General features: G+C 62.5%; 14 protein-coding genes. 3 read left to right on the forward strand and 11 right to left on the reverse strand.

Annotated elements, in window-relative coordinates:
- The first annotated feature begins 18 nt into the window (after window positions 1-18).
- From LOY67_RS14600 to LOY67_RS14610, 3 genes are read left to right on the forward strand one after another with little or no spacing between them, the layout of a single operon-like run.
- Window positions 19-699: a C39 family peptidase gene (locus LOY67_RS14600; RefSeq protein WP_265063159.1), complete on the forward strand. Its 681-nt coding sequence runs from the start codon at window positions 19-21 to the stop codon at window positions 697-699.
- A 58-nt stretch (window positions 700-757) separates the two neighbouring features.
- Window positions 758-1,504 carry a hypothetical protein gene (locus tag LOY67_RS14605; protein WP_265063160.1) on the forward strand — a complete coding sequence of 249 codons (747 nt, stop codon included), beginning with the start codon at window positions 758-760 and terminating at the stop codon, window positions 1,502-1,504.
- A 43-nt stretch (window positions 1,505-1,547) separates the two neighbouring features.
- Window positions 1,548-2,831, forward strand: a complete 1,284-nt coding sequence (locus tag LOY67_RS14610; protein WP_265063161.1) for an autotransporter outer membrane beta-barrel domain-containing protein — start codon at window positions 1,548-1,550, stop codon at window positions 2,829-2,831.
- Window positions 2,832-3,157: 326 nt separating this feature from the next.
- On the opposite strand, the gene LOY67_RS14615 is transcribed toward LOY67_RS14610, so the two are convergent.
- The 11 genes from LOY67_RS14615 to pssA form a co-directional block, all read right to left on the reverse strand.
- A complete protein-coding gene (locus tag LOY67_RS14615) occupies window positions 3,158-3,931 on the reverse strand; it encodes an enoyl-CoA hydratase (protein ID WP_024777310.1) in 774 nt (257 codons plus the stop codon).
- Between the two features lie 13 nt (window positions 3,932-3,944).
- Window positions 3,945-5,072, reverse strand: coding sequence for an acyl-CoA dehydrogenase (locus LOY67_RS14620; protein WP_265063162.1), 1,128 nt, complete (start codon window positions 5,070-5,072; stop codon window positions 3,945-3,947).
- A gap of 9 nt (window positions 5,073-5,081) precedes the next feature.
- A complete protein-coding gene (locus LOY67_RS14625; RefSeq protein WP_265063163.1) occupies window positions 5,082-6,269 on the reverse strand; it encodes an acetyl-CoA C-acyltransferase in 1,188 nt (395 codons plus the stop codon).
- Window positions 6,270-6,282: 13 nt separating this feature from the next.
- Window positions 6,283-7,044, reverse strand: coding sequence for an SDR family NAD(P)-dependent oxidoreductase (locus LOY67_RS14630; protein WP_265063164.1), 762 nt, complete (start codon window positions 7,042-7,044; stop codon window positions 6,283-6,285).
- Window positions 7,045-7,060: 16 nt separating this feature from the next.
- Window positions 7,061-8,725, reverse strand: a complete 1,665-nt coding sequence (locus LOY67_RS14635; RefSeq protein ID WP_265063165.1) for an AMP-binding protein — start codon at window positions 8,723-8,725, stop codon at window positions 7,061-7,063.
- A 242-nt stretch (window positions 8,726-8,967) separates the two neighbouring features.
- Window positions 8,968-10,530 (reverse strand): ArnT family glycosyltransferase, encoded by a 1,563-nt coding sequence (locus LOY67_RS14640; protein WP_265063166.1) that lies wholly within the window; start codon window positions 10,528-10,530, stop codon window positions 8,968-8,970.
- A complete protein-coding gene (locus LOY67_RS14645) occupies window positions 10,493-10,786 on the reverse strand; it encodes a lipid-A-disaccharide synthase N-terminal domain-containing protein (protein ID WP_265063167.1) in 294 nt (97 codons plus the stop codon). The genes LOY67_RS14640 and LOY67_RS14645 overlap by 38 nt, the downstream gene beginning before the upstream one ends.
- Window position 10,787: 1 nt before the next feature.
- On the reverse strand, window positions 10,788-11,531 hold the full coding sequence (locus LOY67_RS14650) for a glycosyltransferase family 2 protein (RefSeq protein ID WP_265063168.1): 744 nt from the start codon (window positions 11,529-11,531) through the stop codon (window positions 10,788-10,790).
- Between the two features lie 31 nt (window positions 11,532-11,562).
- Window positions 11,563-12,534: an NAD-dependent epimerase gene (locus tag LOY67_RS14655; protein WP_265063169.1), complete on the reverse strand. Its 972-nt coding sequence runs from the start codon at window positions 12,532-12,534 to the stop codon at window positions 11,563-11,565.
- Window positions 12,535-12,863: 329 nt separating this feature from the next.
- Window positions 12,864-13,880, reverse strand: a complete 1,017-nt coding sequence (locus LOY67_RS14660) for an AraC family transcriptional regulator (RefSeq protein WP_265063170.1) — start codon at window positions 13,878-13,880, stop codon at window positions 12,864-12,866.
- Between the two features lie 11 nt (window positions 13,881-13,891).
- Window positions 13,892-15,235: a CDP-diacylglycerol--serine O-phosphatidyltransferase gene (gene pssA / locus LOY67_RS14665; RefSeq protein ID WP_265063171.1), complete on the reverse strand. Its 1,344-nt coding sequence runs from the start codon at window positions 15,233-15,235 to the stop codon at window positions 13,892-13,894.
- Window positions 15,236-15,390 lie beyond the last annotated feature (155 nt).

The following is a 15,390-nucleotide window of genomic DNA, read 5'->3' on the forward strand; positions in this document are numbered from 1 at the left end:
CCATAAGGCGTATCGATCATGCGTGCGACTGCCCTCTCACTGCTGCTTTGCCTGGCTTGCGTCACTGAAGCCGCGCAAATGCCGGTCGCCGCCCTGCCCGGCGGCATGCTGGTCTACAAACCGGTACAAAGCGTGCGCGAGCGCAAGTTCAGCGACATCGTCGAGCAGAAAACCGATTTCAGCTGCGGCGCCGCTGCACTGGCTACGGTGCTGCGCCAGGCCTATTGGCTTGATGTCGATGAAGAGCATGTCATCAAGGGCATGCTGGTCAATGCCGACCAGAACCTCGTGCGTACCCAGGGGTTTTCCATGCTGGACATGAAACGCTACGTGGAAGGCATCGGCATGCGCGCCCGAGGCTACCGGATCCCGCCGGAAAAGCTCGAAGCCGTGACGATACCGGTGGTGGTCCTGATGGAAATACGTGGCTACAAGCACTTCGTGGTGTTGCAGCGGGCCGACAAGCAATGGGTCTACATCGGCGACCCGGTGCTGGGCCACAAACGCTACGCCCACGACGATTTTGTCAAAGGCTGGAACGGCATCGTCTTTGCCATCGTCGGTCCCGGCTATGACAAGACCAACGCCCTGCGCAACCCTCCGCAACCGTTGACGGCACGCAACAAGCTTGACGGGTTCAACCCGGTCAAGGATGCGGAACTGATGGATTTCGGCTTCATACAGAGCGACTTCTTTTAATCGCCGGCCAACTGCCAAGGATAAATACAAAAGGAGCTGGATGCTCCGGGAGCGGTACATGAAAACTGCACACTGGCTGTCGCTGGCCTGCCTGGCCGCGACCGCATCGGGCTTCGCCCATGCCGGATTCAAACCCATCGAAGTCAAGGACCAGGAGCTCGCCGAGCTGCGTGGCCGTTATGTCATGCCCGGACGAATCATCAGCTTCGGCATCGTCATGAGCAGTACCTGGCGCAACGCCAGCGGCGACCTGATCGGCGCCACCAGTACCATGCAGATCCAGGCCTCCACCATCAAACCCGAATTCTACGTCTCCACCATCAAGCAGACCGGCAACGGCAGCGCTCCGGAACAGGGCAGCGGCAACATTACCGGTGGTGCGGGTCTTGGGACGAGCCAGGGCGTGACCCAGAGCGTACGCGCTGCGGGCGATGGCAATACCGCCTACAACAACGTCAGCATCAACGTAAAAGAAAGCAACCAGGCCCCCGCCCTCCTGCCCTCCCAAGGCCAACTGTTGAGCAGTGGCCAGACCATCAGCGGCAGCAACGCCGCCGGCAGTGTCGCGGTAACAGCGACCGGCAGCGGCGTGCAGATGGCGATCCAGGCCAGCCACAACCAGGGCAACGCCCTGCAGCAAGTGGCCCAGGGCGGCCTGCTGCAGAACACCCGCCTGCTGGGCAACAGCAACCTGGTCAACAACATGACCCAGCTCAACGTCGTGCTGAACAACAACGGTCCCAGTGCCGGGGCACTGGACTGCAACCTGACCCAACTGCGCGGCCTGCGCAACCTCGGGTATTGAACTACGCTGCTTTTCGACCACTGGGCAAATAGGGGCGGCATTCATGTATCGATCCGTATCGTTGCGCACTGTAATGTGTCTGAGCACATTGTTCCCCGCGACCCTGCTGCAAGCAGCACCGGATGCGGACATTGAGGCATTGAAGCAGGAGTTGCTTGAGCTCAAGCAACGATACGAAGTCCAACAAAAGGCCCTGGCGGTACTCGAGCAACGGGTTCGCCAGGTAGAGGACCAGCCCGCCGCTCCGCCGACCAAGCGCCTGGTCAAATCCCCGGCCGACATGAAAGGCAACCAGAGCGTGGCCGGCAGCGGCGCGACAACGGCTGGCGGCAGCGGCTACGGGCAATCCCTGGCCGACGACTCACAACCGGCCCAGAGCGTCTCCAATCTCTATGACGAAGCCAGCGGCTTCTTCGGTGGCGGCAAATTCAGCTTCGAAACCGGCGTGACCTATTCGCGCTACGATACCCGGCAGTTGATCCTCAACGGTTTCCTGGCCCTGGATTCGATTTTCCTGGGCAACATCAACCTGGACCGGATCAAGGCCGACACCTGGACGCTGGACCTCACCGGGCGCTACAACTTCGACAATCGCTGGCAGTTCGACCTCAATGTGCCGGTGGTCTACCGCGAATCCACGTACCAATCCGGCGGCGCCAACAACGGGGCGGCCGGGGTCACCAGCGAAGAAACCGTTACCCGCGACCCTACCATCGGCGATGTCAATTTCGGCATTGCCTACAAGTTCATGGACGAATCGGTCAACACTCCCGATGCGGTGGTGACCCTGCGCGTCAAGGCCCCAACCGGCAAGGATCCATTCGGTATCAAACTGCGCCAGTCCCAGAGCAACACCAACCTGTTCGTACCTGACGATCTGCCCACCGGCAACGGCGTCTGGTCGATCACCCCCGGACTCTCCCTGGTCAAGACCTTCGACCCGGCCGTGCTGTTCGGCACCCTGGCCTACACCCATAACTTCGAAGAATCGTTCGACGACATCAGCTCCACCGTCAACCAGAAGGTCCCGGGCAAGGTGCGGATCGGCGACAGCTTCCAGATCGGCGCTGGCGTTGCCTTTGCCTTGAACGAGAAGATGAGCATGTCGTTCTCGGTATCCGACCTGATCCAGAAGAAAAGCAAGCTCAAGCAGGATGGCGGGGATTGGGAGTCGGTGGTGTCCAGTGACGCCAATGCCGGCTACTTCAACATCGGCATGACCATCGCCGCTTCCGACAACCTGACCATCGTGCCCAACCTGTCCATCGGGCTGACCGACGATGCACCGGACTTCAGCTTCAGCCTCAAGTTTCCGTATTACTTCTAGCGCAGGGCGGGCCCCTGTGGGAGCGAGCTTGCTCGCGATAACGGTGGATCAGTTACAGAGATGTTGACTGTGCTGCCGTCATCGCGAGCAGGCTCGCTCCCACAGGTTGTGCTGGCAACCACAGATTCTGTGATCTCCCTGGAACCCTTGTGGGAGCGAGCCTGCTCGCGATGGCGGTGGGTCAGCTTGCGAGGATGTTGACAGTGCCGACGCCTTCGCGAGCAGGCTCGCTCCCACAGGGTTTGGGGGTGTATGCAGATGCTGCGTTCACCCCGGATCCCATGTGGGAGCGAGCCTGCTCGCGATGGCGTCAGTGAGGGCGCCGCTTACTTGTCCTGGAACTCCGCCGGCCGCTTGGCCACGAAGGCCGCCATGCCTTCTTTCTGATCCTGGGTCGCGAACGCCGCATGGAACACGCGCCGTTCGAAACGCACCCCCTCAGACAGGCTCACTTCAAACGCACGGTTGACGCTTTCCTTGACCATCATGCTGATCGGCACCGACTTGGAAGCAATCAGCGCCGCGGTCTTCAGGGCGTCGTCCAGCAACTCATCGGCCGGTACGATCCGCGCCACGATGCCGCAGCGTTCCGCTTCCACCGCATCGATGAAACGCCCGGTCAGGCACATTTCCATGGCCTTGGCCTTGCCCACCGCCCGGGTCAGCCGTTGGGTGCCGCCCATGCCCGGCAGCACGCCGAGGTTGATTTCCGGCTGGCCGAACTTGGCGTTGTCGCCGGCCAGGATGAAGTCGCACATCAAGGCCAGCTCACAGCCGCCACCCAGGGCGAAGCCGTTCACCGCCGCGATGATCGGCTTGCGGCGGTTGGCCACGCGGTCGCTGTCGCTGAACAGGTCGTCGAGGTAGATCTGCGGATAGGTCAGCTCGGCCATTTCCTTGATATCGGCCCCGGCGGCGAAGGCTTTCTTCGAGCCGGTCAGCACGATGCAGCCGATCTTCGGGTCCGCTTCCAGGCTGTCCAGCGCGTGGTTCAACTCGCTGACGATCTGCGCGTTCAAGGCGTTCAACGCCTGAGGACGGTTGAGGGTGATCAGGCCGACACGGTCCTTGATTTCCAACAAAATCGTTTCGTAGCTCATGCAGGACTCCTGTTCAAAGATTGCGCGAAATGACCATGCGCTGAATGTCGCTGGTGCCTTCGTAGATCTGGCAGACCCGCACGTCGCGGTAGATGCGCTCCAGCGGGAAGTCGTTGAGATAACCGTATCCGCCCAGGGTTTGCAATGCCATGGAGCAGACTTTTTCGGCCATTTCCGAGGCGAACAACTTGGCCATGGACGCCTCCACCAATGCAGGCTGACCGTTATCCCGCAGCGCGGCGGCGTAATGCACCATCTGCCGCGCTACGGCGATCTGGGTCGCCATGTCCGCCAGGCGGAACGCCACGGCCTGGTGCTCGATGATCGGCTTGCCGAAGCTCTGGCGTTCGCGGGCATAGTCCCGGGCCGCCTCGAAAGCCGCCCGCGCCATGCCGACCGATTGCGCGGCGATGCCGACCCGTCCGCCTTCCAGGTTCGCCAGGGCGATCCTGTAGCCTTCACCCTCCTCCCCCAGTCGATTGGCGACCGGCACCTTCACATCCTCGAACAGAATCTGGCAGGTGTCGGAAGCATGCTGGCCGAGTTTGTCCTCGACCCGTGCCACGCTGTAGCCCGGTGAGTCGGTGGGCACGATGAACGCGCTGATGCCACGCTTGCCCGCACCCGGATCGGTCACCGCGAACACGATCACCACCCCGGCGTTCTGCCCCGAGGTGATGAACTGCTTGCTACCGTTGAGCACGTAATGATCACCGTCCAGTCGCGCCCGGGTCTTGAGGCTGCTGGCGTCGGAACCAGCCTGGGGCTCGGTCAGGGCGAAGGCGCCGAGCATCGCACCGCTGGCCAGGGGCGTGAGGAACCGGGCCTTCTGCTCATCGCTGCCAAACTTGAGGATCGGCACGCAGCCCACCGAGTTGTGCACGCTCATGATGGTCGAGCACGCCCCGTCGCCGGCGGCGATTTCTTCCAGGGCCATGGCATAGGTCAGATAGCCGGTGTCGCAACCGCCCCACTGCTCCGGCACGAGCATGCCGAAGAAACCCAGCTCGGCCATCTCAGCGATGGCTTCCCTGGGGAAGCGGTGCTCGCGGTCCCACTCGGCAGCGAACGGTTTCAAGCGTTCCTGGGCAAACTGCCGGGCCACGTCGCTGATCTGTGTCTGTTCTTCAGTCGGGAGCATGATGGTTCCTTAATACAGGCATTCAACGGCCATGGCCGTGGCTTCACCGCCGCCGATGCAAATCGCCGCGACACCGCGCTTGAGGCCTTTCTGGCGCAGGGCGGAGAGCAGCGTCACCAGGATCCGCGCCCCCGATGCACCAATCGGATGGCCCAGCGCACAGGCGCCGCCGTGGATGTTGACCTTGTCGTGGGGAATCTCCAACTTGCCCATGGTCACCAGCCCTACCACGGCAAACGCTTCGTTGACTTCGAACAGATCGACTTCGTCCAGCGCCCAGCCGGTCTTTTGCATCAGCTTCTTCACCGCGCCAATCGGTGCGGTAGGGAACAGGCTCGGGGTATCGGCAAACGCCGCGTGGCCGTGAATCACCGCCAGGGGCTTCAAACCCCGCTGGGTGGCCTGGCTCTGGCGCATCAGCACCAGCGCCGCGGCGCCATCGGAAATCGAGCTGGCGTTGGCCGCCGTCACCGTACCGCCCTCGCGGAACGCCGGCTTGAGGGACGCGATCTTGTCGATCCGCGCCTTGGGCGGCTGTTCGTCATGGCTCACCGTGACCTGTTCCTTGCCGACCATGACCTGCAGCGGCACGATCTCGGCATCGAAACTGCCGTCCTTGATCGCCTGCTGGGCGCGGGTGGTGGAGGCAATGGCGAAGGCGTCCTGGGCTTCACGGCTGAAACCGTTGGCTTCGGCGCAATCCTCGGCGAAGGTGCCCATCAGGCGACCCCTGTCGTAGGCATCTTCCAGGCCGTCGAGGAACATGTGGTCCAGGACCTTGCCGTGGCCCATGCGCAAGCCGCTGCGGGCGCGATCGAGCAGATACGGGGCGTTGGACATGCTTTCCATGCCGCCGGCCACCACCACCTCGGCGCTGCCGGCAACGAGCATGTCATGGGCGAGAATCGCCGCTTCCATGCCCGAGCCGCACATCTTGTTCAGGGTGGTGCAGCGGGTCGACTTGTCGAGCCCGGCCCCCAGCGCCGCTTGCCGCGCCGGGGCCTGGCCCTGGCCGGCGGCGAGCACGCAGCCGAACAGCACTTCTTCTACGGAATTCGGGGCAATACCGGCGCGCTCCACGGCGGCCTTGATCGCGGCGGCGCCCAGTTGCGGGGCACTGAGGCTCTTGAGTTCGCCCTGGAAACCGCCCATGGGGGTGCGGACGGCGCTGACGATGACAATCGGATCGTTGGACATGACTGTTCCCTTCCTATTTGGCGGCCATACGCAAGGCACCGTCGAGACGGATCACCTCGCCGTTGAGCATGCTGTTCTCAATGATATGCCTGACCAGCGCCGCGTACTCGGCCGGTTTGCCCAGGCGCGGCGGGAACGGTACGCCGGCGGCCAGGGAATCGCGGACCTCCGGGGTCATGCCGGCCATCATCGGCGTTTCGAAAATACCTGGCGCGATGGTCATCACGCGGATCCCGAAACGCGCCAGTTCCCGGGCGGCCGGCAGGGTCAGGCTGGCGATCGCGCCCTTGGACGCCGCATAGGCCGCTTGGCCGATCTGCCCGTCGAACGCTGCCACCGACGCGGTGTTGATGATCACGCCGCGCTCGCCGTCGGCATCGGCCTCGGTTTCGGCAATGGCCGCAGCGGCCAGGCGCAGCAGATTGAAACTGCCGATCAGGTTGACGTTGATCACCTGGCTGAAACTGGCGAGCCCATGGGGACCGTTCTTGCCGAGGATCTTCTCGCCACGCACGATGCCGGCGCAGTTCACCAGGCCATTGAGGCCACCGAAGGCCTCGACCGTAGCCTTGACCGCCGCTTCGGCCGCCGCCTCGTTGCTGATGTCCGCCACTACGCTCTGGCAGCCGAGCTTCTGTGCCTGGGCGGCCACGGCTTCGGCATTGAGGTCCACCAGCATCACCTTGGCGCCGGCCTTGACCAGCAGCTCGCCAGTGGCCGCACCGAGGCCGGACGCACCGCCGCTGACGAGGAAAATCTTGTTGTCGATCTGCATCATGGTTTCCTTGGATTCAAGCTGAAACGTTCTGCGCCGCCGCTTCTTGGGCTTTGGCGACTTCCTGGTTGCGCAAGATAAAGCGCTGTACTTTGCCGCTTGGGGTTTTCGGCAAGTCGCTGACAAATTCGATTTCACGGGGATAGGCATGGGCGGCGAGGCGCTTGCGCACATGTTGGCGCAACTCTTCGGCCAGCTCCGGCGCGGCGCGGTACTGGGCGCTGAGCACGACGAAGGCCTTCACCAGTTCGGTCCGCTCCGGGTCGGGTTTGCCGATCACCGCCGCTTCGACCACCGCCGGGTGTTCAATCAGGGCGCTTTCCACGTCGAAGGGACCGACGCGATAGCCCGAGGTGGTGATCACGTCGTCACTGCGGCCGACGAAACTGATGCTGCCGTCCGGGTTCAGCTCAACGGTGTCACCGCTCAGGTAATAATTGCCGACGAAGGATTTGGTCGGCCCGCCCTGGTAGCCGGCGAACCAGCACATGGGTGACTGGCTACGGTCGACGGCGAGAATCCCCGGCTGGCCGACGCCCAGTTCCTGATGGTTTTCATCCAGCACCACGATCCGGTGGCCTGGCGAGGCGAAACCGGCCGCGCCCAGGTGCACCGGATGCGTCAGCCCATGGTGGTTGCACAGCACCATGCCCAGTTCGGTCTGGCCGTAATGGTCATGGATCACCACGTCCAGGTTATCGGCGAACCAGCGGATCACTTCCGGGTTCAGCGGCTCGCCGGCACTGCTGACGATGCGCAGCCGGCCCTTGATCGACCGGGCGAACTGCTCGCCGCCGGCAATCAGCAGGCGATAAGCCGTGGGCGAACCCGTGAGGTTGGTGATGCCGTACTTGTTGATGACCCGGCAGGTGCTTTCCAGGGTAAACGGACCATCGTAGAACGTGATGGGATGTCCCATCGCCAACGGGCCAGTCACGCCGAAGTAGACGCCGTAGGCCCAGCCCGGATCGGCAAGATTCCAGAACGCGTCTTCGGGCCTCAGGTCCACGGCGTCCCGGGTGTAGCTCTGGAAGGCGACGATGGCCTTGAGCGGTATGGACAACGCCTTGGCCGGCCCGGTGGTGCCGGAGGTGAACATCAGCAGGAAGGGGTCCTCGCCGGTGAGCATCACCGGTTCGCATTGATTGGAATGGTTCGCCACTTCAGCCCAGAAACTGTAGTCGCCCCGAACGATCCCCCGGCCTTTTTCGCCGCCGACGGTGACCACGGTGGGACAACCGGTCACTTCGTTGAGCTTGGGCCGATTGACTGCGTCGGTGACGACGATGCGTGCGCCAGATCCACCGAGACGGTGCTCGATGGCCTTGGGGCCGAACGCAGTGAACAACGGCTGATACACCGCCCCGATGCGCCAGGTGGCGAGCACCACGATCAGCAGCTCCGCAGTGCGAGGCAGCAGGCCGGCAACCTTGTCGCCCTTGCCCACGCCCTGGGTCAGCAGGAAATTGGCGAAACGCGCGGCGTGGTCCTGCAGGTCACGGTAGGTCCAGGTCGCGTCGCTGCCGTCACGGCCCTCCCAGAACAACGCGATGCGCCCCGGCAACGCATGCTGGTCGCAACATTCGACGCAGGCGTTCAGCGCCTCGAGCGAACCGTGCAGTGCGGCATTGACGGTGTGCTGGTAATCGAACTGCGATGTGGCGGACGAGTAATCGCGCATGACCAAAATCCCTCTGTACTTTTTATTGGTTGGGGGAACCGTGAACAGGGGAATACTCGCGCCGACGGGGTCAGGCGGCAATGGTCAAAGCCCTCAAGTTGCTTGACTGGTTTGGCCATGGTTTGGGGGATGGGTTGCCAGTTGTGACCCTATCGCGAGCAGGCTCGCTCCCACAGGGGATTTGTGTTGGACGCAAAACCCTTGTGGGAGCGAGCCTGCTCGCGATAGCAATTTCCCAGTCGCTACAAAGGCTGTTTCCAAGCGAATGAATAGACCTTCCCAGGCGCCGGAGGCTGGCAGCGCTGGTTATCCGCATCGGCCCCCACCAGGAACCACTCGGCCCTGGAAGTTTCACCGACACTATGGGCCTTTTGCGGGTTGTAACAACGCGCCAGATCCCGCGCAGGCACCAGCGCATAGGCCTGCGGGTGACTGCGAAGCCAGAGCGCGGACTGTTCCAGGGACTGCTTGCCATAAAAGCCGAAATGCACGATGGGTTGCCGGGCGAACAACCAGTGCCCCTCACGCCAACCGACCAGCACCAGCTCGGCGTTGTTGCTCAATCGCGCCACGTCAGCCATGAGGGTTTCGTGGGGGTTGACGCCCTCCTTGTGGGGCTCGATGAAGCCACGCACGAACCAGGCGCACAGCCACACCACCGTCAGCACCGCGAACACCGTCCTGCCCCGCGGACGCCGGCTGAACCAGCGGCGCAACATCCACGGAACCAGCGGTGCCACCAGCAGAATCAACCCAGGCAATGCCGGAAAGATATACAGCTTGCGCTTGCCGCTGCTCAGGCTGAAGAACAGCAACACCAGCACCACCCAGCCGAGCAATACCAGCACCCGACCATCGTGCTTGAGCAATTGCCTGCGCCAGGCCGGCACCAGCCAGGGCAGCATGAAGAAAATCGGTAACCAGTACTTCGGAATCACCTGGACGAAGAAGTACCAGAAGGGTTCGCGATGCTCCCACGCATTGGCATAGCGCCCCGCCGTTTGCTTGAACAGGATTTCCTGGGTATAGGCCAGGCTGTCGGCGCTGCCTTGCGCCACGATCAACAACAGCGGGCCCAGCCACACTGCAATGGCAGCCAGCGCCACCAGCAGCCCCAGCCACCAGGCGCCGGCTTTACCGGGCATCGGCGTCACGCCTTTCCAACCCTTGCGCACCGCATAGGCATATGGAATCAGCATCAACACCGGCAGAAAACCCACCCCCTTGCTGATGACGCCAAACCCCATCGCCGCGCAAGCCACGTAGTACCAGCGCCAGTCCGGGCCGAGCAGCAGGTGCCGGCACAGGCCATAGATGCCAAGGATGGTCCAGAGCGCGAGAAAACCATCGATCTGCCCGGTGCGCAGGATGCTGTAGGTCTGGTAGGTCGCCAGGAACAGCAGCGCGGCAATCACACCGATACGCCGCCCCCACAAGCGCCGGCCCAGGTCATACAAGCAAGCCGTGGTCACGCTGCCGGCCAACAGCGCAGGCAAGTACAGGGCGACTTTTGGCAGTTGGGTCAGTTGCACGAACAGCGCCACGGTCCACATGAACAGGGGTGGCTTGTCCGCGTAGATTTCCCCGGCTCGATGGGGAATGAACCATGAGCCGTTCTGGAGCATTTCCAGGGCGACACCGAGGAAGCGTTCTTCATCGACATTCAGCGGTTGCCGCCAGCCGAGCCCGGCCCCCACCATGACCAACGCCAGTAGCGCAAAACCCAGCAATTCCAGCCGAGGGGAAGACAATCGTATCCGCACCGTTTCAGCCCCTTTTGTCCAGCTCGAGGCCTTTGTGTTCATGCTGCCTGGCGATCAATTGCAGGTTGCGCAGGTACACGATGAAGCCGAAGGACTGGCCGAGGATGAAGACCGGGTCTTCACGATAAATGGCGTACGCCAGCAGCAACGCACTGCCGGCAATGCTCAGGTACCAGAACCCCACCGGGATCATGCTGCGCTTCTTGTATTCACTGTAGAGCCACTGCAGGGCAAAGCGCCCGGTAAAGACCAACTGGCCCATGAAACCCACGGCCAGCCACATCGATTCCCTGCCCATGTCAGGCCTCGCTTTCTTGTGCGTTGACGTCCAGGCGGGTGCGTTTTATCAACCACCACACCCCCAACAGATCGACGATGCCCACCAGGGCACGGTCCAGGTTTCCATAGTTGGACACCCCTGCCCCACGCTCACGGTGGTTGACCGGCTGAACCAGCATCCGACCATTGTGACGGCGGATCAGGGCCGGGATGAAGCGGTGCATGTGATCGAAGTATGGCAAGCGCAGAAACGCCTCGCGCTCGATCAGTTTGATGCCGCAACCGGTGTCCGGGGTCTGGTCTTTCAGCAGACTGGCCCGCAGCTTGTTGGCAAATCGCGAAGCCCAGCGCTTGCTCGCCGTGTCCCGACGGTTCACCCGATGCCCCGCCACCAGCTTGACGCCCGCGGGTTTGCCCTCCGAACCGCGCACCAGCTCGAGCATTTTCGGCAAATCGGCCGGGTCGTTCTGGCCATCGCCGTCCAGGGTCGCCAACCAGTGCCCACGTGCGACCACAGCGGCGTGGTGAATGGAAGTACTCTGCCCCAGGGAACGGGCATGGCTGAGCACCCGCAATTGAGGGTAACCCTGGCCTTGCAGTGTGCGCAGTTCGGCCGCGGTGGCATCGGTGCTGCCATCGTCCACCACGATCACTTCAAAGGCCTCGTTGACCAGTGCTGCACGCACCTCCTCCAACAATGGAATGAGGTTGCCTGCTTCGTTCTTCGCCGGGATCAAGACCGATACATAAGGGCTTTCGTGCATGACGTTCCTATAGACATTCGAGATTGCGCGCTTAAACGCGGTAATAGTCGCGGTACCAATCGACAAACGACCGTACGCCGCTGGACACCGGAACCTGCGGACGAAAATCCACCCGTTCTTCCAGGTCACGGGTATCCGCCCAGGTGTTGACCACGTCGCCTGACTGCAACGGCAAGAGGTTCTTGATGGCGCGGATGCCTGTCGCTTCTTCGATGCATTCGACAAAGTGCAGAAGCTGCACCGGCGAACCACGTCCAATGTTGTAGACCTTGTTCGGCGCGCCGCGCTCATCGGTAGGCGGGCGTGGTATCAAACGCACCAGGCCTTCGACGATGTCGTCGATGTAGGTGAAATCCCGAGACATCGCGCCGTCGTTGTACACATCGATGGCGCGGCCGTTCAAGATGGCGTCAGTGAACTTGAACAGCGCCATGTCGGGTCGGCCCCACGGCCCATACACGGTAAAAAAGCGCAGGCCGGTGGTGGGGATGCCGTAGAGATGGGCGTAGGAATGCGCCATCAACTCGTTGGCCCGCTTGGTCGCGGCATAGAACGACATGGGCCGATCGACCGGGTCGGTCGTGGCATACGGCAGATGGTCGTTCAACCCATACACCGAGCTGCTCGATGCATAGATCAGGTGCGCCGGCTCATGGGCACGGCAGGCTTCGAGGATGTTGAGGAATCCCACCAGATTGCTCTGGGCATAGGTGTCCGGATGGTCGATGGAATAACGCACACCCGCCTGGGCGGCGAGATGAACGACGTGTTTGAAAGCGTGTTCGGCAAACAGATCCTGCAGCGCCTGCTTGTCGGCCACGTCGAGCCACTGGAACTGAAAGTTGGAGTACCCGTCCAACTGTGCAAGCCGGGCCTGTTTCAACTCGACGCTGTAGTAGCTGTTGAGGTTATCGACGCCAATCACCTGGTGGCCATCGCTGCATAAGCGCTTGACGGTATGGAAACCGATGAAACCGGCGGCGCCGGTGACCAATATCCTCATCGCGTCAGCCCTGGCGCAGAGCCAGCCAACACACCGCAGGACACCGCCCGCAAACTGACACAATGGCTACCCACAACGGTCACTTCCATACACTACTCTGTCTGATGGCCTGTTTTTCTGTACCTGAAGGCTTATATCAAAGAGAAATGACAGATTTGTGAGGAGGCAAACCGCTAACGGCGCTTATTGTAGGAGCTGGCGAAGCCTGCGATCTTTTGATTTTGACCTTTCGCTCGCGACTCAATTGTCTGGGGCAAGATCGCAGCCTCGTTGCACTCGGCAGCTCCTACATCGTCCAACGTGGATCAATCTCATCACCGCCGTTGTGCTCAGTTGGGATCGTTGAGAATCAGGCTGCGATAATGCCCCGGATTGGACCCGGACCACTTGCGGAACGCCTTGTAGAACGAGCTGGCATCGGCAAAGCCCAGGCGCGACGCGATCTCGACGAAGCTGATGGAGGGTTCGGCGAGCCAGGTGATGGCCAGCTCCTTGCGCACGCTGTCCTTGAGCCCCTGGTAGGTCTGCCCTTCCTCCGCCAGGCGCCGGCGCAGGGTCGACGCCGACACACACAACCGCTGGGCCAGGGCTTCGGTTTCCGGCCATTGTTCGGCAGGCAACTGGCGCAGGTCCTGGCGGATCCGGCTGGCAAGGCTTTGCGGGTCGCGGTATTTGACCAGGATATTGGCCGGTGCCCGGGCGAGGAAACGCTTGAGTTCCTCGGCACTGCGGCGGATGGGCAGGTCCAGGTGCTCGGCGGCGAAGATCATCCGGGTGCGCGGCCGGTCGAAGCGCAGGTTCTGGGAGAACATCACCCGGTAGTCGTCGCAGAAATCCGGCGCCGCGCAGCGCAGTTCGACGGACAGGATGGGAATGCGCCGTCCTGCCAGCCAGCAGGCCACGCCATGGACGATCATCCAATAGGTGAAGTAGGTAAAGGCCCGCCGTGGTGCCTGATCGTCTTCCAGCAGGACGATCTCTGCCAGGCTCTGCTGGCGGACCCACTGGGCCGGTAACTGTTCAAGCATCAGCGACAGGAACCCCAGCCCCGCCGTCAGCCCGGCCGCCAGCGTTGGCTGGGCCATGGCGCACTGGCACAGGAAGGCCAGGCTGCCGGACTTGAGCTTGCGCGGGTCCATGCCGAAAAACTCATCGTCCAGGCGTCTTGCGAGCAAGCGCCACAGCCGCGCATAGGCCGCCGCCGGCACCCGCGCCTCGGGGTTGTCGAACCACGCGGGGTCGATGCCGACCTTGCTCAACACCTCATCGGTTGCCGGGCCTGGGGCGCAGCTTTGCAGCAGCGCCTCACGCACCAACTGGATGGAGATGGTGTCTTTTTCGGCCATGGCACCGGTGTTCACAGGATCCGGTAAAGCAGCCGCTCGATGCGCACCCGACTGACCCGCTTCAGGAACTTGGCCACCGCCGCCGGGTAGTCCGGCAGCGCTTCCAGGTCCAGGTAGCGTTCGATCCGGCGGGTGTGCCGGTAGATCTGCTCGAGCTCGGCCTGGCGGGGTTCCAGCAACTCACCCTTGGGGTCGTCCAGCAGCAGGGCGTTCTCCAGGTCCAGGCGGAAAGCCCGCGGGTTGAGGTTGTTGCCGGTCAGCAAGGTGTAGCGCTCGTCCACCCACATGCCCTTGAGGTGATAGCTGTTGTCGCCGTCACGCCACAAGTGCAGGTTCAACTGGCCGCTGTCGATGTAGCGCTGATGCCGCTTGGCGAAGCGACGCAGGCTGATTTCATACAGGTAAGGCAGCGCCGCGATGATCTTGAACGGTTCGCTCGGCGGGATGAAGAAGTCGTTGGCGGTCTTGTCGCCGACGATGATATCGATCCTGACCCCACGGGCCAGGGCGCGGTTGAGCTCCCGGGTCACCGCCAGGGGCAGGTTGAAGTACGGCGTGCAAATGGTCAGTTGCCGGCGGCTGCTGGCGATCAGTTCGCCGATCGCCCGGCTCAGCGGGTTGTTCTTGCCGACGCCCAGCAACGGGCTCACCGACAGGCCAGTCTTGTCGAGGCTACCGGCCGTGGTGTCATAGGCCGCGTACTTGAGCCGGCTGCGCAGGTCGCCAATGTCCTTGCGCAAACTGCGGGTGCTGGGCAGGTTCGGCAGGTCCAGGCGATGCACGGCCTTGGAGGTGACCAGCCCGTGTTGCACCAGGTGATGCATCGAATCGGCCAACGCGGTGTTCTGCAGCAGGTGATAGCGGTCGTAACGATACTTGTCGAACTTGTGCAGGTAGACGTTGTTCAGGCTTGCGCCGCTGTAGAGCACACAGTCGTCGATCACGAAGCCTTTGAGGTGCAGCACGCCGAACAGCTCGCGGGTCTGCACCGGCACCCCGTAGATCGGCACTTCGCTGGCGTGGAGGCGCGTCTGCTCCTGGTACCACGCCGAGTTGCCCGGCTGCTTCTTGGCGCCGATCAGCCCGCGCTGGGCCCGCAGCCAGTCCACCACCACGACCACATCCAGTTCCGGACGCGCCGCTTTGGCGGCATGCAAGGCATCGAGGATTTCCTGGCCGGCTTCGTCCTGTTGCAGATACAGGGCGACGATATAGATGCGCTGGGTGGCCTGGGCGATTTTCTCCAGCAGGCAACGGCGGAACTCGGCGGCGCCATCGAGGATGGTCACGGCGTCAGCGGTCAGTGCAAAGCTGCGCAGCTTGGGCAGCAGGGAGCGTTTGAAAAGCGACGGCATAGGGCTCGCAAAAGGTCGATTCCGAAGAGCCGCTGAGCTTACACCATGGCGGATGGGTTTGGGACTCTGTGGGAGTACAGCTTGTTGGCGATGACGATGCCGGGGACACCATCGCCAGGAAGCTGAGCACCCGAAAGTGCAGTTACAGGAAAAAC

Origin of the sequence: Pseudomonas sp. B21-056, from assembly GCF_026016325.1 — a bacterium.
Classification (GTDB): domain Bacteria; phylum Pseudomonadota; class Gammaproteobacteria; order Pseudomonadales; family Pseudomonadaceae; genus Aquipseudomonas.